This is a genomic window from Kosakonia sp. H02 (assembly GCA_030704225.1).
Taxonomy (GTDB): Bacteria; Pseudomonadota; Gammaproteobacteria; order Enterobacterales; family Enterobacteriaceae; genus Kosakonia.
The window spans coordinates 2199474-2222043 of record CP131915.1; the positions used below are offsets into that span (position 1 = coordinate 2199474).

Sequence of the window (22570 nt, forward strand, 5' to 3'; positions counted from 1 at the left end):
GTTACTTGCTGAGGTTGAACATTTTCAGTTTGCTGGCGTTGCTGTCATCAATCAGCACGCAGTCCATCAGTTGTTTTTCCTCTTTTTGCGCTCTGCCGTTTTTCAGAAAGTAATCTGCCTGTTCGACGGCCATTTGCGCCTGTTGCCAGCCCGGTTGCAGCACGGTGGCTTTGATGTTGCCTTTATTGATGATGGAATCGCGCACGTAATCGCTGCCGTCAAAACCGACCACAATGACGTTGGTTTTCCCGGCGGCTTTCAGCGCCGCTTCCGCGCCCAGCGCCATGGTGTCGTTGCCGGAAATCACGCCGACAATATCCGGATGGGTTTGCAGAATAGCTTCCATACGGGTGAAGGCTTCGGTCTGGCTCCAGTTGGCGGTTTGTTGCGCCACCATTTTCATGTCCGGGTTATCGTCCAGCACATCGTGGTAACCCTGCGAACGCACGCTGGCGTTGGTGTCTGACTGGCGACCCAGCAGTTCAACGTATTTGCCTTTGCCATTTAACAACTGGGCGAATTTCTCTGCGCCAAGCTGCGCGCCCTGGTAGTTGTTAGAGACAATTTGCGCGACCGCGATGCCGGTTTTGTTGATCTCCCGGTCAATCAGGAACGTGGGCACGCCCGCCGCTTTGGCTTTCTCCAGCGGGCCAACGGTGGCATCCGCACCGGCGTTATCCAGAATGATCGCTTTGGCTTTGCGGGCAATCGCCGTTTCGATCAACTGGTTCTGTTTGTTCACATCATCATCATGAGAAGCCACCAGCGTGGTGTAGCCCAGCTCTTTGGCTTTGCTGGCCGCGCCGTCGGCTTCTGCTTTGAAGAACGGGTTGTCGTGTGAGGGGGTAATAATGGCGATCAGGCCGTTATCTGCGGCGAACAGCGAGCCGGATGCGGCGATCATCGAAGCCAGTACAGCGGTTTTCAGTAGGGTCTTGTTCATCTTTTTCTCCACATTGAATATATATTCAATAATGATTTATTATTCAAGGTAACGATAAGACGGCAGCGGCAAACTGTCTACGCTTTGCGCAGCTAATTTCTTAAAAGGAGAAAAGGATCACGATCCGAACGCGGGAATGCGTTTTGGGCAGGGGAAAAACCCTCTCCCTTCAGGGAGAGGGCAGAGGGATTAGAAGTGGGTATTCACGCTCATATACCAGGTGCGGCCAGATTCGTTGTACGTTTCCGCGCCCGCGCCATACATATAACCGGTGCTGCCGCCAGTGCTTTGGGCGTTACCCGCGCGCCAGTGGCGTTTGTCGAACAGGTTGTCGACACCGGCGGTCAGGCTGACGTTTTTGGTCGCATCCCAGGTGCCGCTCAGGCCAACGATGCTGTACGGGCTAACTTCGTTGGTGGCTGAGCCGGTGACGCGGTTACCCTGGTAGTCATACTTTTTCGGTTCCTGCTTGCCGTACCAGGTGAAGGTCGACTGCACGGAAACGTCCTGCATCACTTGCCAGCTCAGGGTGGAGTTCAGCGTATACGCCGGGATAATCGACAGGCGTTCGCCGGTCTCTTTGTTTTTGCTTTGCAGCATATAGGTGAAGTTGTTGCTCCAGGTCACCGCTTCGGAAACCGGCACGTTCAACGTTCCTTCCAGGCCTTCCACTACTGCTTTCGGCACGTTCTCCCACTGGTAAATGTCCGTGGTGGTTGAACCGGTTGAAGTCTGGTTTACCGGCGCATAACCCGCTTCAATCTTGTTGCGGTAATCGTTGCGGAACCAGGTCACACCGGCCAGCCAGCCTTCGTGTTTGAACTCCAGCCCAATCTCTTTGTTGATGCTGGTTTCGGCTTTCAGGTCATCGTTACCCATCATGTAGCAACCTACGCCGCTGCCGCTGGCGTAGCAGCCCTGGCCTCGACTGTAGAGAATGTAGTTCGGGTTGGTTTGATACAGGCTCGGCGCTTTATAAGCGCGGCCAATACCCATTTTCAGGGTGAAATCGTCGCCCAGGCCCTGGGACAGGTTCAGCGACGGGCTCCAGTTATCGCCGACAATGGTGTGATGGTCAAAACGCAGCGCCGGGGTTAGCGTGGTGCTGTCGGTCAGTTCCATATTGTCTTCGGCAAACACCGAGTAAATATCCGCGCTGGAGTAGGGGCTGCGGTTGGTGCTGCTCACACCTTCAATTGCGCCACCCTGGAAGGTTTGCGTGTTAGAGGCCAGGTCTTTCATGCGCTGCTGGTTCCACTCGGTGCCCAGCGTCAGAGTCTGGTTCACCAGCAATTCCAGCGGCAGGTTCACTTCGTTGTGCAGCATCACATCGGAGAGGTCGATATCGGTAAATTTATTGCTGTTAAACAACCCTTCCGTACCCCCGGCAAGACCTTCGCCAAGACGCGAGTTGCGGGTGCGCTCGTACTGGATCCAGTTGCTGGTGGTTACACCGTTATCCCAGCCGCCGTTCCAGGTGACAGAGTAGTTCTGGCGATAAAGACGGTTGGTCTCTTTGCCGTAGTTCTCACGCACGTAGTTGTTGCTGCTGCTGTCGTTGTTGGTGTTCTGCGTATCGCCCGCATAGAGGTTTCCCTGGCGGCTGTAGCCCGCCTGGAACTCCAGCGATTGCAGCGGCGCAAAGTCCCAGCGCACCACGCCGTTAATATCTTTATTGATTGACCCTTCGCGACCGGCAGCCATGGTGTTGGAATAAATGCCGGTACGTTCAGACTGGTGATCCTGGTTGATATCCCACGCATCGGCCTGGGTTTTTGCCAGGTTGCCGTACAGACGGAAGCTGACATCGCCGCCCAGCGGGCCGCTCAGGCTGAAATCCGTACGCTTGGTTGCGCCTTCGGCTTTGTGCTCCGGTGCGTTGAAGTAGCTGTTCCACGACCCGTGCCATTCACTGGCGGTATCTTTTTTGGTGATGATATTCACCACGCCGCCGGCTGCGCCGTTACCGTAACGCACTGCCGCCGGGCCACGAATCACTTCAATACGTTCAATCATTTCTGGCGGCACCCAACTGGTATCGCCACGGCTGTCACGTTCGCCGCGCCAGCCCAGACGCACCGAGTTCCGGCTGGTGACCGGTTTGCCGTCGATAAGTATCAGGGTATTTTCCGGCCCCATGCCGCGAATGTCGATCTGGCGGTTGTTGCCGCGCTGACCGCTGGTGGCGTTACCGGTTAAGTTCACGCCCGGCATGGTACGGATGATTTCAGAGACATCACGCGCGGGCGGATTCTTGCGAATTTCATCGGCGGTGATGGTCGAGACGCCAGGCGCCTGTAAGTTTTGCTGCGCCGCGGTGACGACGATGGTGTCTTCGTTGGTGGTGTCGCTGGTTGTGTTATCTGCCGCCATCGCGGGCAACGCAGCGCCGTAGATCCCCAGATTGACCAATAAGGTCAGGGATTTAATCTTGTTATTCATTATGTTACCTGCTTTTTTTTCGCCGTATCCCCGACGCAATCCATATCCCAGGGGAGAGGAAACGGCATGATGAAACCAGCGCGTGGCGAGTCACTCGGCCTTGAGAAAATTCGCCCACGGCGGCCATTTTTTTATGAAAGACGCGCTTCCCACAGCGCGCCAATACGCTATTGCAAATAAGAATAGTTATCAATAATATTATCTATATTTTTTGAACTGCAAGAAAAAATTTCCACAACCGATTTGGGGTTAACGCCGTGACGTCAACGACGGGAAGTGATGCCTGGTGGGCGTCAAAACAGGGGCCTGACTGGGTCAAAAAGCCGCAAGGCAATTACGACGTGACGTTCTGGTGGCGCGATCCCGCAGGCACAGAACAAACCTCACGCGTGCGCCGGGTGTGGATCTACATTACGGGTGTGACCGACCACCATCAAAAATCACCGCCGCGATCCCTTGAGCGCATCGCCGGGACCGATGTCTGGTGCTGGACAACGCAGATTGAAGCGGGCTGGCGCGGCAGTTACTGCCTGATCCCTTCAGAAAACCCCGACGATTTCTCTACGGACGTTTTCGCTACCACGCCGCCGGATCGTACCGCGCTGCGAGAAGGCTGGCGCAAACTGTTAGCCCACGCGATTGCCGACCCGCTCAACCCGCAAAGCTGGCGCGGCGGGCGCGGTCACCCGGTTTCGGCGCTGGAAATGCCCGATGCCCCGCTGCAACCGGGCTGGCGCGAATCTGACACACTATTTAACGAACCGCATCTGCTGCACTGGCACAGCCCGCGTCTGGGCAACCGGCGGCGCGTCTGGGTTTATACCACCGGTAGCGGCAACAACGCCGAACGCCCGCTGGCGATATTGCTCGACGGCCAGTTCTGGGCGAAAAGCATGCCCGTCTGGCCTGCGCTGGCAGCGCTGACCCACGCCGGGCAACTGCCGGGCGCGGTGTACGTCCTGGTTGATGTGATTGATAACGTCCATCGCAGCCAGGAGCTGCCCTGCAATGCTGATTTCTGGCGGGCGGTGCAGGAAGAGTTACTTCCGCAGGTGCGCGAGATTGCTCCTTTTAGCGACAGCGCCGATCGCACAGTGGTGGCGGGGCAGAGTTTTGGCGGGCTTTCCGCGCTGTATGCCGGGCTGCACTGGCCGCAGCGTTTTGGCTGTGTACTGAGCCAGTCCGGTTCTTACTGGTGGCCGCACCGTGGCGGCGAGCGCGACGGCCTTCTTATCGAACAACTTAGAAAGGGTGAACTGAACCCACAGGGGCTGCGCATTGTGCTGGAAGCCGGTGTTCGCGAGCCAGTGATTTTTCGCGCCAACCAGGCGCTTTTTCCGTTGTTAGAGCAGGCACAGCAGTCGGTTTTCTGGCGTCAGGTTGACGGCGGACATGATGCGCTTTGCTGGCGCGGCGGGCTGACCTCCGGGTTAATCACCCTCTGGCAGCCGCTGACCCGCTAACGCGCTTTTCCACGACAGGAGTTTGCTATGGAGTTCACCAACCCTTTCGATAATCCGCAAGGGCAGTTTTATATTCTGCAAAACAGGGAGCAGCAGTTCAGCCTGTGGCCCGCGCAGTGCGCGTTGCCTGCGGGCTGGCGCGTGCTGTGCGAGCCGCAATCTCAGGAAGCGTGCAACGCCTGGCTGGCGGCGCACTGGCAGACATTAACCCCGGCGCATTATGCGCAATCAAGGAGCGGCAGATGACCCAACGTTTACCTTTGGTCGCCGCCCAGCCGGGGATCTGGATGGCGGAAAAACTCTCTTCACTGCCCAACGCCTGGAGCGTGGCACATTACGTAGAATTAAATAATGTTGAATTAAATGGCGATATCGACGCCGCATTGCTGGCACAGGCGATAGTCACCGGCATGGCGCAGGCCGATACGCTGCGCATGCGCTTTGTGGAAGATAACGGCGAGGTCTGGCAATGGGTTGATGAATCGCAGACCTTTGCCACACCGGCTATCACCGATCTCCGTGATAGTGACGATGCGCACCGCGCTGCCCTGCGCATTATGCAGGCCGATCTGGCGCAAAACCTGCGCGTAGAGAGCGGCAAACCGCTGGTGCACCATCACCTTTTGCGCGTCGGCGAGCAGCGCTGGTACTGGTATCAGCGTTATCACCACTTGCTGGTCGATGGTTTCAGTTTCCCGGCTATTACCCGCCAGATAGCCGCCATTTACAGCGCCTGGCGACGCGGGGAACCGACGCCTGACTCGCCGTTTACCCCGTTTGCTGAAGTGGTGGAAGAGTATCAGCGCTACCGCGACAGCGAAGCATACCGGCGCGATGCCGCTTTCTGGGCGAGCCAGCGCCGCGAATTGCCGCCGCCGGTGTCGCTGTCTGCAATGCCTTTACCGGGGCGCGCGGCCACCACCGATATTTTGCGCCTCAATGTGACGATGGACACACACGCGTTTCGCCGCCTGACGCAAGCGATGCCGCACAACCCGCCCTCCGATCTGGCGCTGGCGCTGGTGGCGCTGTGGCTTGGTCGCCTGTGTGGTCGCACCGACTATGCCGCCGGGTTTATCTTTATGCGCCGCATGGGATCGGCGGCGCTCACCGCCACCGGCCCGGTGCTCAACGTGTTGCCGCTGGGCATTCATCTTGATGGTGCCCAGACATTGCCTGCCCTTGCCAGCCAGCTTGCCACATCCCTGAAAGCGATGCGCCGCCACCAGCGTTATGACGCCGAGCAGATCGTGCGCGACGCCGGGCGAGCCGCCGGAGATGAACCGCTGTTTGGCCCGGTGCTGAACGTGAAAATGTTCGATTACCTGCTGGATGTCGACGGCATTAAAGGCACCACGCATACACTTGCCACCGGGCCGGTCAACGATCTGGAAATAGCGCTCTTCCCGGATGAAGAGGGCGGTTTGTCGCTGGAAGTGCTGGCGAACCGCAGCCGCTATCACGAAGCGGAGCTGAATGCCCATGTCGCCCGACTTGCGCAACTCTTGCAGCAGTTTGCCGATAACCCGGCGCTGCGCTGCGGCGACGCCGAATTATTATCCCCGCAGGAAGTACAGAGACTCGCGCAGATTAACGCCACTGGCGTGATGTTGCCGGACACCACGCTCAGCGAGCTGGTGGCAAAACAGGCGGCGAAAACCCCGGATGCCCCGGCGCTAAGCGATGCTCGCTGGCACTTCAGCTACCGGGAAATGCGGGAACAGGTGGTGGCGCTGGCAAAACAGTTACGCGCGCTTGGTGTTCAGCCTGGCGACAGCGTGGCGGTGGCGCTGCCACGCTCGGTGTTCCTGACGCTGGCGCTGCACGGCATTGTCGAAGCCGGAGCCGCCTGGTTGCCGCTTGATACCGGCTACCCGGACGATCGCCTGCGCATGATGCTGGAAGATGCGAAACCGCGTTTATTAATCACCTCTGCGCATCAGCTTGCGCGCTTTAATGATATTCCGGGGCTGGCGCACTTCTGCTACGAATCGCCAGTAGAAACCGACGGCAGCGAACCGCTTAATCTCGCCCGCCCGGAACAGACGGCGTATATCATTTTCACCTCCGGCTCCACCGGGCGACCCAAAGGGGTGATGGTCGGGCACACCGCCATCGTCAACCGCCTGCTGTGGATGCAGGAGCGTTACCCGTTGAGCGTTCAGGATGTAGTGGCGCAAAAAACGCCGTGCAGTTTTGATGTTTCGGTGTGGGAGTTCTGGTGGCCGTTTATCGCCGGGGCAAGCCTGGTGATGGCCGAGCCGGACGCGCACCGCGATCCGCAGGCGTTGCAGGCCTTTTTTGCCCGCGCAGGCGTGACCACCACCCATTTTGTGCCGTCGATGCTGGCAGCGTTTGTCGCCTCCCTGACGCCGGAAAGCGCGCAGCAAAGCTGCCGCACGCTCAAGCAGGTGTTCTGTAGCGGCGAGGCGCTGCCCGCCGATCTGTGCCGCGAATGGCAGCAACTGACCGGCGTGGCGCTGCATAATCTTTATGGCCCCACCGAAGCGGCGGTTGATGTCAGCTTTTATCCGGCGTATGGCGAAGCGTTAGCCAATGTGCGCGGCAACAGCGTGCCGATTGGTTACCCGGTCTGGAACACGGGCTTGCGCATTCTGGATGCGATGATGCGCCCGGTGCCGTTTGGTGTGGCGGGCGATCTCTACCTCACCGGTATTCAACTGGCGCAGGGTTATCTGGGCCGCCCGGATCTTACCGCCAGCCGGTTTATCGCCGATCCGTTTGCCCCCGGTGAGCGGATGTATCGCACCGGGGATGTCGCCCGCTGGCTGGAAAATGGGGCCGTGGAGTACTTAGGGCGCAGCGACGATCAGTTGAAAATTCGCGGTCAGCGCATCGAACTGGGTGAAATCGACCGCGCCATGCTGTCCCTGTCGGATGTCGCCCAGGCAGTGGCTCATGCCTGCGTGTTTAATCAGGCGGCGGTCAGCAGTGGCGATGCCCGCCAGTTGGTTGGTTATCTGGTTTCCGCCTCCGGTTTGCCGCTGGACACCGCAGCCTTACAGGAGCAACTGCGCGCGCAACTGCCGCCGCATATGGTGCCGGTGTTGCTGTTGCAACTGGACGCGTTACCGCTGAGCGCCAACGGCAAGCTCGACAGGAAGGCGCTGCCGCTGCCGGAACTCACGGTGAAAGCGGGTGCTCGCCCGCTCAATGCAGGGATGGAAACGCAGGTGGCGCAGGCCTTTTCCGCGCTGCTGGGCTGTGACATGAATGACGCGCAGGCGGATTTCTTCGCCCTCGGCGGCCATTCGCTGCTGGCGATGCGCCTTGCCGCGCAGCTTAGCCGTGAGTGCGCGCGGCAGGTGACGCCGGGGCAAATCATGGTCGCGTCGACGGTAGAAAAACTGGCGGCGCTGCTGGAAAAACCGCTCTCTACCGAACAGGCCGGGCGGCTCGGGCTGGAAACCGTATTGCCGCTGCGTGAAAGCGATGGCCGGACGCTGTTCTGCTTCCATCCGGCGTCGGGTTTTGCCTGGCAGTTTAGCGTGCTGGCGCGTTACCTTGCGCCGGGCTGGTCGATTACCGGGATCCAGTCGCCGCGACCAGACGGGCCGTTGCAACAGGCCGCGACGCTCGATGAGGCCTGCGAGCAGCATCTGGCAACACTGCTGGCACAACAACCGCACGGGCCGTATTACCTGTTCGGTTATTCCCTCGGCGGAACGCTGGCGCAGGGCATCGCCGCACGTCTGCGCCAGCGGGGTGAAGCGGTGGCGTTCCTCGGGTTGCTCGATACCTGGCCGCCGGAGACGCAAAACTGGGCAGAAAAAGAGGCTAACGGGCTTGATCCCGACGTGCTGGCGGAAATTGAGCGCGAGCGCCAGGCGTTTCTTGCTGCGCAGCAAGGGCAGGCATCCGGCGAACTCTTTTCTCAGATAGAAGGTAACTATGCCGATGCGGTGCGTTTGTTAACCACCGCGCACAGTATGCCGTTTGACGGAAAAGCCACGCTGTTTGTCGCCGAACGCACCTTACCGGCGGGCACCGATCCGCAACAGGCATGGGCTCCGTGGGTCGGGGAACTGGAGGTGTATCGCCAGGATTGCGCCCACGTCGATATCATCTCGCCGCAGGCGTTCGAGCGCATTGGGCCGGTGTTAAGGGAAGTGTTGGGGGAGTAGGGGGATTGTTTGCCGGATGGCGCGTAAACGCTTATCCGGCCTACGGTTTCGTTACAACATGTAGGCCGGATAAGGCGCAGCCGCCATCCGGCAAGGCGTTATGCGCCGTTGCGCCCAAGCGGCACCACCAGCGGCGTATGCGCCACCGGATCGTCGATTATCATGCAGCGCAAACCGAACACCGCATCGATCAACTCTGCGGTGACAATCTCTTTCGGCGCGCCCTGCGCCACAATGTTGCCGTCGCGCAGCGCAATCAAATGCGTGGCGTAGCGGCATGCCTGGTTCAAATCATGCAGCACCGCCGCCAGCGTATAACCCTGCTCGCGGTTCAATTCGCTCAGCAATTCCAGCAAGTCAATCTGATAGCTGATATCGAGCCAGGTGGTCGGCTCGTCGAGCAGCATAATCGCCGTCTCCTGCGCCAGCACCATTGCGATCCACGCCCGCTGACGCTGCCCGCCGGAAAGTGTGTCCACGCTCTGGTTTGCGAGGCTCTCCACGCCGGTGGCTTTCATCGCTCGTTTAACAGCCTCGTCATCTTCTTTGCGCCAGCGAGTAAACAGCGGCTGATGCGGATAACGCCCGCGCGCCACCAGTTCCTGCACCGTGATATCCCCAGGCGTGGTGGCATTTTGCGCCAGCAGGCCAATACGCCTGGCCACCTCTTTGCTGGCAAAACGCTGGATCTGCTCGCCATCGAGATAAACATGGCCTTGTGCGGGCGTCATCAGGCGGCTCAGGGTGCGCAACAGCGTCGATTTTCCGCAGCCATTCGGGCCGATAATGGCGGTGAAATGGCCATCGGGAATAGCCACGCTCAACTGCTCAGCGATAATCTTTTTGCCGTAGCCAAGGGTTAACGCTTCGCCACGCAAACGGGGGGATAACTCGGTCATTTCTTGCGGGACTCCTGAATTAACAAGGCGATAAGGTAAATACCGCCGAGGCTGACGGTCACCACACCAACCGGCAACTGATACGGCGTGAAACCGCGCTGGGCAATCATATCCGCCAGCAATAACAGCACCGCGCCGCACAGCGCCGACTGGGTTAACCCCCAGCGGGCGGTAGCGCTGAGGCGGCGGGCAATATGCGGCGCAACCAGCGCGATAAACGAAATCGGCCCGGCCAGCGCCGTGGCGGCTGCGGTCAGCGCCACCGCCACCAGCATCAACATCAAACGCGAACGCTCGACGCTGACGCCAAGCGCACAGGCGCTGTCATCGCCCATCTCCAAAAGGCGCATACGGCGCGCCAGCAGCGCGGCGAAAAGTAGCATCAGCACAATGATCGGTACGGAAGGGAAGGTTTTTGCCCAGGTCAAGCCGTTAAGCGACCCGGCATTCCACAACCCGGCGGAGAGTGCCGTTTCCAGCGAGGCCTTTAACAGAAGCCAGGTGTTGAACGCCACCAGCATGGCGCGAACGCCGATGCCGACAATAATCAGGCGGAAGGTTTCAATGCCGTTGCGCCAGGCCAGCAGCCAGACAATGAGCGAGGTGAGAATGCCGCCCGCCATCGCTGCCAGTGCAATCGCTGTAAGATGCTGACCAAACAGCACCATCGCCACCAGCACGCCGCTCCACGCCCCGGTGTTAAAACCCATCACGTCCGGGCTGCCAAGGGGGTTTCGCATCAGCGACTGGAAAATCGCGCCGCTCACGCCAAGCGCCGCACCGACCAACAACGCCATCAGCACGCGCGGCAGACGCCACTCTATCACCACTAATTGCATCGCGCGCGGCGCATGACCGGTTAGCGCGTCGAAAACCTGCGAGAACGCGAGCGTCACAGTGCCGCTGCGTAAACCCCACAGCGCCAGCAGCAGCGCGGCGATAACCATCAGCAGACAACTGCCGACTAACCGGCGCGAGGGAGCCATCATAAGCCACCTCCACGTGCGCGGCGCACCAGCACAATTAACACCGGCGCACCGATAAAGGCGCTGACCACCGAGACGCGCAGTTCGCCGGGCACAATCACCCGGCCAATAATATCCGCGAACAGCAGCAGAGCAGGGGTGGCAATCAGCGTGACGGGGAGCGACCAGCGATGATCCGCGCCCACCAGGCTGCGTGCCAGGTGCGGCATCATCAGGCCGATAAACGCAATCGGGCCGACTACCGCCGTAGCACTGCCGCACAAGACGGTGATCGCCAGCAAGCCTAACAGTTGGGTACGTGCGACTTTGCTGCCGAGCGCCGTGGCGGTGTCGCTGCCGAGACTCAGGCTATTGAGCGAGCGGCTAAGCAGCAATGCCACACCCGCCGCCAGCAGCACCGGGATCAGCACCACTTGTAAGGTTTGCAGAGTGCGGATATCCAGCGAGCCAGCCTGCCAGAAACGTAATTGATCGTAGACATCGGCATCCAGCAACGAGATGCCGCTCGATAAGCCATCGAGCACGGCGGTGAGCGCGACGCCCGCCAGCGTCAAACGCACCGGGCTGAGTTGCCCGCCGCCCTGGCTGCCGGTAAACGCTACCAGTAGCGAGGCCGCCAGCGCGCCGCAAAAGGCGAGCATGAGGTGTTCGACGGGTGATGCCGCGCCAAGCAGCGCCGCGCCGAGGACAATGGCAAAACTCGCTCCGGCGTTAACGCCTAAAAGACCGGGGTCGGCCAGTGGATTTCGCGTCAGGGTTTGCATCAGCGCACCGGCAATGCCCAGCGCACCGCCCGCAAGTAACCCCGCCAGGGTACGCGGCAGGCGGGCATCGCGGATGATGGTGCAATCAGCGCTTTGGCAGACGCCCCAGAGTGCATCGATGACCACCGACGCGGGCATCGGTTTTGCGCCAATCAACAGGCTGAGTGCGGCGGCGAGAATAAGCAGTATCAATAACCCGACGAGGATCAGTGCGCGCGCCGGGGAAGCTGAAGACGACATAAAAATCCCAAATATGATAATGATAGTAATTATCGTTATCGATCTTGTTCGGATATGTTACCATGCGCAGCCTGAGAATGGACACAGAAAGTATGGAATACAAGGTCTTGTAATGAAGCAACACTCCTGGCTGCTGAATGTGAGCCTGCTGCGTACGCATCCGGCTTATCGCGCCGTTTTCTTAGCCCGTTTTATCTCGATTTTATCGCTGGGGTTATTGGGTGTGGCGGTGCCGGTGCAAATCCAGGCAATGACGCACTCAAGCTGGCAAGTGGGTCTGTCGGTGACGCTGACCGGTGGATCGATGTTTGTCGGCCTGATGATTGGCGGCGTGCTGGCGGATCGTTTTGAACGTAAGAAACTGATTTTACTGGCGCGTTCAACCTGTGGCGTGGGCTTTATTGGCCTGTGCCTGAACGCGTTATTACCCGAGCCTTCTCTGGCGGCAATCTACCTGCTCGGCGTGTGGGATGGGTTCTTCGGCGCGCTCGGCGTGACGGCGCTGCTGGCAGCAACACCGGCGCTGGTCGGGCGTGAAAACCTGATGCAGGCAGGCGCGATTACCATGCTCACCGTACGCTTCGGTTCGGTGATTTCTCCGATGGTTGGCGGCCTGCTGCTCGCCTCCGGCGGCGTAGTGTGGAACTACGGGCTGGCGGCGGTGGGGACGTTTATCACGCTACTGCCGTTACTCAGCCTGCCAGCGTTACCGCCGCCGCCGCAACCGCGCGAACATCCTCTTAAATCCCTTCTGACCGCGCTGCAATTTCTGCTGCGTAACCCGTTGATTGGCGGCATTGCGCTGCTCGGCGGGCTATTGACGATGGCCAGCGCCGTGCGCGTGTTGTACCCGGCGCTGGCGATGAGCTGGAACATGTCGGCAGCGGAAATCGGCCTGCTGTATGCCGCGCTGCCGCTGGGTGCGGCGATTGGGGCGTTAACCAGCGGCAGGCTGGCGCACAGCGAACGTCCCGGCGTGATTATGCTCCTTACCAGCGTCGGCGCGTTTATTGCCATTGGCCTGTTTAGCCTGATGCCCGTCTGGCCGCTTGGCGTGGTGTTTCTGGCGCTCTGCGGCTGGCTGACGGCGGTCAGTTCACTACTGCAATACACCCTGCTGCAAACTCAGACGCCGGAAGCGATGCTCGGGCGCATCAACGGCTTGTGGACGGCGCAAAACGTGACGGGCGATGCCATTGGCGCGGCGCTGCTGGGTGCGATGGGATCGATGTTGACGCCCGCCGCCTCGGCAAGTATCAGCGGGCTGGTGTTAGCGGTAATTGGACTGATTCTTGTGGCGGTGCTCGGTGAATTGCGGCGTTTTCGCCAGGTTCAGCCCGGTGCGTAAAAAAATGCCCGGTGGCGCGAACGCTTACCGGGCTTACGGTGTTGCGGCAAAACAACCTCAACCAAACAATGTGGACAAGCGCTGCAACACGCGGGTCGCGCTGTAGTAATCCAGCCGGAAGGTCTCTGCGCCAAGGGCGTAAACACGTTTATTTTGCACCGCAGGAATATGCGCCAGCAGCGGGTTTGCGCTGAGGGCATCGGCATCCTTTTGGTCGCTGGCAAACAGGAATAATGCTTCGCCATTAAGCCCGGCAGCCAGATTTTCGCCGCCAAGCTGCACGATGTCATGGCGCTTGCCCTGGCTCTGGCTGGCATGCAAACCCGCAGGCAGTGGCGCGAGGGCAAAACCCAGTTGCGCCATTAATTTGCCCTGCGCGGAATCGTCCGTCCACAGGTTGGCAGCGTGCGCCGCAGGCGTATACACCAACGCAGTAACCGGCTGCGGGGGCAACTTCATACGCGCTTTCGCCGTTGCAAGTTGTTGATTAAATTCGGTAATGCGAGCGGCTGCCTGTTTTTCATGGCCGGTGATGTCGCCCAACTGCGTTAACAGGGCCTGCCAGCTTTTGTCGTCGTAATTGATGATAAGCGTCGGGGCGATGGTGGAAAGCTGGTCGTATAGCGCCAGTGCGGAGTCGCCACCCGTCGCGCTGATCAGAATTAAATCGGGCATCTGCGCGGCAACGGCTTCGGCGTTCGGTTCGCCGATGTAAAGACGCGCGACGTTGCGCTGTTTGGCAATGTCGCCCCACTGGCGCAAAAAACCCTGATCGTCGGCAAAACGGTTATTTGGCGTGGTGGCACCGCTGGCAATCACCGGGGCGTCAATCGCCAGCAGCGAGCCGGTGAGCGTTACGCTTGTCGAAACAATGCGTTGCGGCGGGCTTTTAAGCTGATGTGTCCCACGGCTATCGGTAACCTGGCGCGGCCAGTCGGCGGCCAGGGATGAGTTAAGTCCTAAAACAAAAATGCCCAATAACATTACGGTTTTGCGGCACCAGAAAGGGAATTTCACGGCTTGAGTCCTGTTTCTGTTGAGGTTAATGCTTCTCATTTTCATCGTTGAGGGATGCGGATGCAAGTCTTAGCGGTACGGGAGGAGATTCTGCTGTTGACATCGCTGGCAATAACTTTTTATCTTACTGCACAAAACAAAAATGATAATCATTCTTAATACACTTATCATTGCCGGAGGATGATATGGATACGTCTTTGGTTGAGGATCTCCAGCAGTCTGCGAAGACACTGGCCGCCGATCAGTTTTTCTTTATGTCGCCGTACCGCAGTTTCACCACCTCCGGGTGCGTGGCGCGTTTTTCTGAGCCGGCAGCCGGCGGCGATGCGCAAAACAGCGCCTTCCAGCAGAAACTGGCGCAAGCCTTTGCCGACGCAAAAGCGCAGGGCATTGCCAACCCGGTGATGGTCGGCGCGATCCCGTTCGACACCACCCAGCCCTCTGCGCTGTTTATCCCCGAAAGCTGGCAAAGTTTCTCGCGCCCGGAAAAACAGCGATCTGCCCGTTACTTCAACAGCGGCGCGATGCCGAATGTGCAAGCGCAGAAAGCGATCCCCGGGCAGGACGAGTTTATGCAGATGGTGGCAAGCGCATCAGCACGCACTGCAACGCCGGAAGTGGACAAAGTGGTGCTCTCGCGCCTGATCGACATCACCACCGACCAGCCTGTCGACAGCGGTGTATTACTGGAGCGTTTAATCGCCCAGAACCCCGCCAGTTTTAATTTCCATGTCCCGCTGCCGGATGGCGGTGCGCTGCTAGGTGCCAGCCCGGAACTGCTGCTGCGCAAAGAGCAGGATCATTTCAGTTCGCTGCCGCTGGCCGGTTCCGCCCGTCGCCAGCCGGATGACATGCTCGATCGCGAAGCGGGTATCAAGCTGCTGGCTTCCGAAAAAGACCGGCACGAGCACGAATTAGTCACCCAGGCGATGAAAACAGTGCTCGCGCCCCGTAGCCAGACGCTGAAACTGCCGGATTCGCCGCAGCTGGTAAACACGCCGACGCTGTGGCACCTGGCGACGCCAATCGAAGGCACGGCGCTTACCGGTGAAAACGCCTTAACGCTGGCCTGTCTGTTACACCCGACGCCTGCCCTGAGCGGTTTCCCGCATCAGGTAGCGAAAAAAATCATTGCCGGGCTGGAGCCGTTCAACCGCGAGTTGTTTGGCGGCATCGTCGGCTGGTGCGACGCCGAAGGTAACGGCGAGTGGGTAGTGACCATCCGCTGCGCGCGCATCCTTGATAACAATGTCCGCCTGTTTGCTGGCGCGGGCATTGTGCCCGCCTCTTCGCCACTGTCGGAGTGGCGCGAGACCGGCGTCAAATTGACCACCATGTTGAACGCTTTTGGTTTGCATTAAGGAGCAACAGTGACCATTCCTTTTACCCGCTGGCCGGAGGATTTCGCCCGGCGTTACCGTGAAAAGGGCTACTGGCAGGATTTGCCACTCAGCGATATTTTGACCCGCCACGCTATGAGCGAAGCGACTGCCGTGATCGACGGTGAACGTGCGTTCAGCTACCGCCAGTTGCACGTCGCGTCAGATAACCTGGCCTGCGCGTTGCAAGCGATGGGAATCCAGCGCGGTGACACAGCGCTGGTGCAACTGGGCAATGTGGCAGAGTTTTACATCACGCTGTTCGCGTTGCTGAAAATTGGCGTTGCGCCGGTCAATGCGCTGTTCAGCCATCAGCGCAGCGAGCTCAACGCTTATGCCGCGCAAATTAAACCGACGCTGTTGATTGCCGATCGCGAGCATGCGCTGTTTGCCACCGACGATTTTCTCACTACGTTTGCCGCTGAACACCTGTCACTGCGCGTCACGCTGCTGCGTGGAGATAACGGCGAGCGCGCGCTGGCGCAGGCGATTGCCCGCCAGGCAGATAACTTTATTGCCACGCCGACGCCTGCCGATGAAGTGGCGTTCTTCCAGCTTTCCGGCGGCAGTACCGGCACGCCAAAGCTTATTCCGCGTACGCATAACGACTATCTCTACAGCATTGCGCGCAGTAACGAGATTTGTGAATTCAGCGCGCAAACCCGCTATCTCTGCGCGTTACCGGCGGCGCATAACTATCCGATGAGCTCCCCCGGCGCGCTGGGCGTATTCCTCGCTGAAGGTTGCGTGGTGCTGGCCGCAGACCCGAGCGCCACGCTCTGCTTCCCGCTGATTGAAAAACACCAGATTAACGTCACCGCGCTAGTGCCTCCGGCGGTTAGCCTGTGGTTACAGGCTATTCAGGAGTGGGGCGGCAATGGGCAACTGGCATCGCTAAAACTGCTCCAGGTGGGCGGCGCGCGTTTGTCGGCCACGCTGGCGGCGCGTATTCCGGCGGAGATCGGCTGCCAGTTACAGCAAGTTTTCGGCATGGCCGAAGGGCTGGTGAATTACACCCGCCTTGACGATCCCTTTGATCGCATCATCAACACGCAAGGCCGCCCGATGTGCCCGGACGATGAGGTGTGGGTGGCCGATGAAAACGGCAACCCGCTGGCGCACGGCGAACCAGGACGCCTGATGACGCGCGGGCCGTATACCTTCCGCGGCTACTTTAACAGCCCGGAACATAACGCCAGCGCCTTTGATGCGAACGGTTTTTACTGCTCCGGGGATCTGATTTCCATTGATGAGCAGGGCTACATCACCGTGCAGGGACGCGAAAAAGATCAGATCAACCGCGGGGGCGAAAAAATTGCCGCCGAGGAGATCGAAAACCTGCTGCTGCGCCATGAATCGGTGATCCACGTGGCGCTCGTCAGCATGGACGACAGCCTGCTCGGCGAGAAGAGCTGTGCTTACCTGGTGGTGAAAGCGCCGGTGCGCGCGGTGGCGATCCGTCGCTTTTTGCGCGAGTTGGGCGTGGCGGAATTTAAATTGCCGGATCGCGTGGAGTGCCTGGATGCACTGCCGCTAACGCCGGTCGGTAAAGTTGATAAGAAACAATTACGTCAGTGGCTGGCACAGCGCAGCCCGGCGTAAAGGAGAGAAGATGGCAATCCCAAAACTACAGGGCTACGCGCTGCCAGGTGCGGCTGATATCCCGGAAAACAAAGTGAACTGGTCATTTGAGCCGGCGCGTGCGGCACTGCTTATCCATGATATGCAGGACTATTTTGTCAATTTCTGGGGCAATAACTGTCCGATGATGCAGCAAGTGGTGGCGAACATCGCCGCGCTGCGTGATTTCTGCAAACAGCACAACATTCCGGTCTATTACACCGCGCAGCCAAAAGAGCAGAGCGATGAAGACCGCGCGCTGCTGAATGATATGTGGGGGCCGGGCTTAACCCGTTCGCCAGAGCAACAACAGATAGTCGCCGAACTGGCCCCGGATGAGGCCGACACCGTGCTGGTGAAGTGGCGCTATAGCGCGTTTCACCGCTCGCCGCTGGAGCAGATGCTAAAAGAGACCGGGCGCAATCAACTGATTATCACCGGGGTTTACTCGCACATCGGCTGTATGACCACCGCCACCGATGCCTTTATGCGTGATATCAAGCCCTTTATGGTGGCCGATGCGCTGGCGGATTTCAGCCGCGAAGAGCATTTAATGTCGCTGAAATACGTTGCCGGGCGTTCCGGGCGTGTGGTGCTGACCCAGGAACTGCTGCCCGTGCCGGGCAGCAAAGCCGCGCTGCGCGAGGTGATCCTGCCGCTGCTGGATGAGTCCGACGAACCGCTGGATGACGAAAACCTGATCGACTACGGCCTCGATTCGGTGCGCATGATGGCGCTCGCCGCCCGCTGGCGCAAAGTGCACGGCGATATCGATTTTGTGAAGCTGGCGAAAAACCCGACGATTGATGCCTGGTGGGCGCTGCTCTCCCGCGAGGTGAAATAATGGCGCGGCTGGATTTTACCGGCAAACAGGTCTGGGTGACCGGGGCCGGAAAAGGCATCGGTTACGCGACCGCGCTGGCCTTTGTTGAGGCGGGCGCGCAGGTCACCGGTTTTGATTTATCCTTTGGCGGCAACGACTATCCTTTCGCCTGCGAAAAAGTGGATATTGCTGATGGCGCGCAGGTCGCCGCTTTGTGCCAGCGACTGCTGGTAAACAACGCGCGGCTCGACGTGCTGGTGAATGCCGCGGGCATTCTGCATATGGGCGCAACGGATGAACTCTCCGCCGAGGCCTGGCAACAGACCTTTGCGGTTAACGTTGGCGGCGCATTTAACCTGTTCCAGCAGACCATGGCGCAGTTTCGCCGCCAGCAGAGCGGGGCGATTGTCACCGTCTGTTCTGACGCCGCCCACACGCCGCGTATCGGCATGAGCGCTTATGGTGCCTCGAAAGCGGCGCTGAAAAGCCTCGCGCTGAGCGTCGGGCTGGAGTTGGCCGCCAGCCATGTGCGCTGCAATATTGTTTCGCCGGGTTCGACCGACACCGATATGCAACGCACATTGTGGGTCAGCGAGGACGCGGAGCAGCAGCGCATTCGCGGTTTCGGCGAGCAGTTCAAGCTTGGCATTCCGCTGGGTAAAATCGCCCGTCCGCAGGAAGTGGCGAACACCGTTTTGTTCCTCGCTTCCGATCTCGCCAGCCATATCACCTTGCAGGATATCGTGGTCGATGGCGGCTCGACGCTGGGGACGTAGATGATCTGGAAACGTCATTTAACCCTCGATGAACTGAACGCGACCAGCGACAACACGATGGTGGCGCATCTTGCGATTAGCTATACCCGCATCGGCGATGATTTTCTCGAAGCCGAAATGCCGGTCGATACCCGCACGCATCAGCCGTTTGGCCTGCTGCACGGCGGGGCGTCGGCAGCGCTGGCAGAAACGCTGGGGTCAATGGCCGGTTTTATGATGACCCGCGACGGCCAGTGCGTGGTCGGCACCGAACTGAACGCTACCCACCATCGCCCGGTCTCGCAGGGCAAAGTGCGTGGTGTATGCCAGCCGCTGCACCTAGGTCGCCAGAACCAAAGCTGGGAGATTGTGGTGTTCGATGAGCAGGGACGGCGCTGTTGCACCTGTCGGCTGAGCACGGCGGTGCTCGGCTAATTCTTCTCCCTCTCCTGACCGGGAGAGGGGCATTCTTGCGATCCCGTTAACACAATCATGTAAATGCCTGGTTATAGGGCAAGTTTCCCATGTTTCAAAGTTGTTAAGTCCGCAGAGTTGATATAGAAACAAAATGTAACATCTCTCTGTCTCTCAAACGGATAACCGCTATGAATAACTCAGGGAAATACCTTATTTGGGGCGCGCTCTCCCTTGTTGGTGCGTTTGCCCTCGGCTATATCGCACTGAATCGCGGCGAACAGATTAACGCTCTGTGGATTGTGGTCGCCGCCGTCTGTATTTACCTCATTGCTTATCGTTTTTATGGTCTTTATATCGCCAAAAATGTGCTGCAAGTGGACCCGACTCGCATGACGCCGGCGGTACGGCACAACGATGGTCTGGATTACGTGCCAACGGATAAAAAAGTACTGTTCGGTCACCATTTTGCCGCCATTGCAGGCGCAGGCCCGCTGGTGGGGCCGGTGCTGGCGGCGCAAATGGGCTACCTGCCCGGCATGATCTGGATCCTCGCAGGCGTAGTGCTGGCTGGTGCCGTGCAGGATTTTATGGTGCTGTTTATCTCTACGCGCCGCGACGGGCGATCCCTTGGCGAGATGGTGAAAGAGGAGATGGGGCCAACCGTTGGCGTGATTGCGCTGGTGGCGACCTTTATGATTATGGTCATCATCCTCGCGGTGCTGGCGATGATTGTCGTCAAGGCGCTGACCCACAGCCCGTGGGGCACCTACACCGTGGCGTTCACCATTCCGCTGGCGCTGTTTATGGGCATCTACATTCGCTACCTGCGCCCGGGGCGCATCGGTGAAGTGTCGGTGATTGGCCTGGTGCTGCTGGTGTTTGCCATTATTTCCGGCGGCTGGGTAGCCGAAAGCCCGACCTGGGCACCGTGGTTTGATTTCACCGGCGTACAACTGACGTGGATACTGGTGGGCTACGGGTTTGTTGCCTCGGTACTGCCGGTGTGGCTGCTGCTGGCCCCGCGTGATTACCTCTCAACCTTCCTGAAAATCGGCACCATTATCGGCCTTGCGATCGGCATTTTGATCATGCGCCCGACGCTGACCATGCCTGCGCTGACCAAATTTATCGACGGCACCGGGCCGGTGTGGACCGGGAACCTGTTCCCGTTCCTGTTTATCACCATTGCCTGCGGCGCGGTGTCCGGCTTCCATGCGCTGATCGCTTCCGGCACCACGCCGAAAATGCTCGCCAGCGAAGGCCAGGCCTGCTTTATCGGCTATGGCGGCATGTTGATGGAGTCGTTCGTGGCGATCATGGCGCTGGTTTCGGCGTGCATTATCGATCCCGGTGTTTATTTTGCGATGAACAGCCCGATGGCGGTATTAGCGCCTGCGGGCACTACCGATGTGGTGGACTCGGCGGCGCAGGTGGTGAGCAGTTGGGGCTTTAGCATTACGCCGGATACGCTCAAACAGATTGCCGATGAAGTGGGCGAGCAGTCGATTATCTCCCGTGCAGGCGGCGCACCAACGCTTGCAGTCGGCATGGCCTACATTCTGCACGGCGCGCTCGGCGGCATGATGGACGTCTCGTTCTGGTATCACTTTGCCATTCTGTTTGAGGCGCTGTTTATTCTGACGGCGGTGGACGCCGGGACCCGCGCGGCGCGCTTTATGTTGCAGGATCTGCTGGGGGTTATCTCCCCGCACCTGAAACGTACCGAATCGCTGCCTGCCAACCTGCTCTCAACAGCGCTGTGTGTGCTGGCATGGGGCTACTTCCTGCATCAGGGCGTGGTCGATCCGCTGGGCGGCATCAACACGCTGTGGCCGCTGTTCGGTATTGCCAACCAGATGCTGGCAGGCATGGCGCTGATGCTCTGCGCGGTGGTGCTGTTTAAGATGAAACGCCAGCGCTACGCGTGGGTGGCGTTAGTGCCAACGGCCTGGCTGCTGATCTGTACGCTGACGGCGGGCTGGCAAAAATCCTTCAGCCCGGACGTCAAAGTGGGCTTCCTGGCGATTGCCAATAGGTTCCAGGCGATGATCGACAGTGGCAACATTCCGGCGCAGTATACCGAGTCACAACTGGCGCAACTGGTATTCAACAACCGTCTTGATGCCGGGTTAACCATCTTCTTTATGGTCGTGGTGGTGGTGCTGGCGTTCTACTCGCTGAAAACCGCGCTGGCGGCACTGAAAGAAGAGAAACCGACGGCGAAAGAGACGCCCTATGAAGCGATGCCGGAAGACGTCGATCAGATTGTGGTTCAGGCGAAAAACGCACACTAATTAATACGGGAGTTTGTATGTTCGACACGCTTTCAAAAGCCGGGAAGTACTTAGGCCAGGCCGCGAAAATGATGATTGGCGTTCCGGATTATGACAACTATGTCGAGCATATGCGCGTTACGCATCCGGATCAGACGCCGATGACCTATGAGGAGTTTTTCCGCGAGCGCCAGGATGCGCGCTACGGCGGGAAGGGCGGCGCACGCTGCTGTTAGCGATAAAAGGCGGTGCTGAGCACCGCCTTTTCTTTGCCTGAAATCAGGCGTTCGCGCCGCCATCCACCACAATATCGGTGCCGGTAATGTGCTTCGCGGCGGGGCTGGCGAGAAATGCCACCGCTTCGGCGATATCCTGCGCCTCGCCGTAATGGCCGAGCGCCGTCAGCCGACGCTGCTCGTCTGCATTCTCGCCATCAGCCGGGTTCATATCGCTGTCCGTTGAGCCGGGTTTCACCATATTGACGGTGATACCGCGCGCACCCAGATCCCGCGCCAGCCCGCGCGTCAGCGAGTTGAGCGCCGATTTGGTCATTGAGTAAACCGTGACATTTTGTAGTGGCACGCGATCAGAAAGGCTGCTGCCGATATTGATAATGCGCCCGCCATCCGGCAAATGCGCCAGCGCTGCCTGAGTGGCAAACACCACACCGCGAATGTTCACATTGATCAGCGCGTCGATATCTTCCTGCGACATTGCTTCCATTTGGCCGCCGCGCGCGATCCCGGCGTTATTGACCAGAATATCCAGCCCGCCTAACTGCGCAACGGCTTGCCCGACGGCATCCCGCGCGGCCTGCGGATTGGCGCTGTCGGCCTGAATGGCAATACCTTTGCGCCCGAAACCACGAATGTCTTCCGCCACCGCCTGGGCTTTTTCGGCAGATTTTTCAAAGGTGATGGCGACATCCGCCCCGGCGCGGGCCAGCGTCAATGCAATGGCTTTCCCCAAACCGCGGCTCGCCCCGGTGACCAGCGCGCGTTTACCTGACAGTGAGTGTGACATGTTGACTCCTGAATTATGTGTCGATTGATACAT

At 59.2% G+C, this 22570-nt stretch carries 18 protein-coding genes; 11 read left to right on the top strand and 7 right to left on the bottom strand.

From position 1 onward, the window contains the following. Position 1: 1 nt before the first annotated feature. The gene (locus tag Q5705_10430) at positions 2 to 943 is read right to left on the bottom strand and encodes a D-ribose ABC transporter substrate-binding protein (GenBank protein WLI78922.1); all 942 of its coding nucleotides are present in this window, start codon (positions 941 to 943) and stop codon (positions 2 to 4) included. 189 nt (positions 944 to 1132) lie between these two features. Beyond that, positions 1133 to 3385, bottom strand: a complete 2253-nt coding sequence (locus Q5705_10435) for a TonB-dependent siderophore receptor (protein ID WLI78923.1) — start codon at positions 3383 to 3385, stop codon at positions 1133 to 1135. A 257-nt stretch (positions 3386 to 3642) separates the two neighbouring features. On the opposite strand from Q5705_10435, the gene fes reads away from it, so the two are divergent. From fes to entF, 3 genes are read left to right on the top strand one after another with little or no spacing between them, the layout of a single operon-like run. Further along, positions 3643 to 4848, top strand: coding sequence for an enterochelin esterase (gene fes / locus Q5705_10440; GenBank protein ID WLI78924.1), 1206 nt, complete (start codon positions 3643 to 3645; stop codon positions 4846 to 4848). Positions 4849 to 4875: 27 nt separating this feature from the next. Continuing rightward, complete coding sequence (locus Q5705_10445) at positions 4876 to 5094, top strand: MbtH family protein (GenBank protein WLI78925.1); 219 nt, start codon at positions 4876 to 4878, stop codon at positions 5092 to 5094. Beyond that, on the top strand, positions 5091 to 8993 hold the full coding sequence (entF, locus tag Q5705_10450) for an enterobactin non-ribosomal peptide synthetase EntF (GenBank protein WLI78926.1): 3903 nt from the start codon (positions 5091 to 5093) through the stop codon (positions 8991 to 8993). Before Q5705_10445 ends, entF begins: the two co-directional genes overlap by 4 nt. A 98-nt stretch (positions 8994 to 9091) precedes the next feature. Here the strand turns inward: entF and fepC are convergent, their stop codons facing one another. From fepC to fepD, 3 genes are read right to left on the bottom strand one after another with little or no spacing between them, the layout of a single operon-like run. Next, positions 9092 to 9892: an iron-enterobactin ABC transporter ATP-binding protein gene (fepC, locus tag Q5705_10455; protein WLI78927.1), complete on the bottom strand. Its 801-nt coding sequence runs from the start codon at positions 9890 to 9892 to the stop codon at positions 9092 to 9094. Next, positions 9889 to 10881 (bottom strand): iron-enterobactin ABC transporter permease, encoded by a 993-nt coding sequence (fepG, locus tag Q5705_10460; protein ID WLI78928.1) that lies wholly within the window; start codon positions 10879 to 10881, stop codon positions 9889 to 9891. Before fepG ends, fepC begins: the two co-directional genes overlap by 4 nt. Next, positions 10878 to 11882 (bottom strand): Fe(3+)-siderophore ABC transporter permease, encoded by a 1005-nt coding sequence (gene fepD, locus Q5705_10465; protein ID WLI78929.1) that lies wholly within the window; start codon positions 11880 to 11882, stop codon positions 10878 to 10880. The genes fepG and fepD overlap by 4 nt, the downstream gene beginning before the upstream one ends. Positions 11883 to 11994: 112 nt before the next feature. Between fepD and entS the strand changes: the two genes are divergently transcribed. Then, positions 11995 to 13230, top strand: coding sequence for an enterobactin transporter EntS (gene entS, locus Q5705_10470; protein WLI78930.1), 1236 nt, complete (start codon positions 11995 to 11997; stop codon positions 13228 to 13230). Between the two features lie 57 nt (positions 13231 to 13287). On the opposite strand, the gene fepB is transcribed toward entS, so the two are convergent. Beyond that, on the bottom strand, positions 13288 to 14214 hold the full coding sequence (fepB, locus tag Q5705_10475) for a Fe2+-enterobactin ABC transporter substrate-binding protein (protein ID WLI79009.1): 927 nt from the start codon (positions 14212 to 14214) through the stop codon (positions 13288 to 13290). A gap of 218 nt (positions 14215 to 14432) precedes the next feature. Here fepB and entC point away from each other — a divergent pair, with 218 nt between their 5' ends. From entC to Q5705_10510, 7 genes are all read left to right on the top strand, one after another. Then, positions 14433 to 15608: an isochorismate synthase EntC gene (gene entC / locus Q5705_10480; GenBank protein ID WLI78931.1), complete on the top strand. Its 1176-nt coding sequence runs from the start codon at positions 14433 to 14435 to the stop codon at positions 15606 to 15608. A 9-nt stretch (positions 15609 to 15617) separates the two neighbouring features. After that, the gene (gene entE, locus Q5705_10485) at positions 15618 to 17228 is read left to right on the top strand and encodes a (2,3-dihydroxybenzoyl)adenylate synthase EntE (GenBank protein WLI78932.1); all 1611 of its coding nucleotides are present in this window, start codon (positions 15618 to 15620) and stop codon (positions 17226 to 17228) included. A gap of 10 nt (positions 17229 to 17238) precedes the next feature. Then, a complete protein-coding gene (locus Q5705_10490; GenBank protein ID WLI78933.1) occupies positions 17239 to 18090 on the top strand; it encodes an isochorismatase in 852 nt (283 codons plus the stop codon). After that, complete coding sequence (gene entA, locus Q5705_10495) at positions 18090 to 18845, top strand: 2,3-dihydro-2,3-dihydroxybenzoate dehydrogenase EntA (GenBank protein ID WLI78934.1); 756 nt, start codon at positions 18090 to 18092, stop codon at positions 18843 to 18845. The genes Q5705_10490 and entA overlap by 1 nt, the downstream gene beginning before the upstream one ends. Continuing rightward, positions 18846 to 19259 (top strand): proofreading thioesterase EntH, encoded by a 414-nt coding sequence (gene entH / locus Q5705_10500; protein WLI78935.1) that lies wholly within the window; start codon positions 18846 to 18848, stop codon positions 19257 to 19259. It abuts the gene before it with no gap. Between the two features lie 170 nt (positions 19260 to 19429). Continuing rightward, the gene (cstA, locus tag Q5705_10505; GenBank protein WLI78936.1) at positions 19430 to 21535 is read left to right on the top strand and encodes a pyruvate/proton symporter CstA; all 2106 of its coding nucleotides are present in this window, start codon (positions 19430 to 19432) and stop codon (positions 21533 to 21535) included. 17 nt (positions 21536 to 21552) lie between these two features. Continuing rightward, entirely contained in the window at positions 21553 to 21750 is a 198-nt protein-coding gene (locus tag Q5705_10510) for a YbdD/YjiX family protein (GenBank protein ID WLI75044.1), read from the top strand. Positions 21751 to 21793: 43 nt separating this feature from the next. Here Q5705_10510 and Q5705_10515 read toward each other — a convergent pair whose 3' ends face one another. Beyond that, a complete protein-coding gene (locus tag Q5705_10515; protein WLI75045.1) occupies positions 21794 to 22537 on the bottom strand; it encodes a 3-oxoacyl-ACP reductase family protein in 744 nt (247 codons plus the stop codon). Positions 22538 to 22570: the final 33 nt, after the last annotated feature.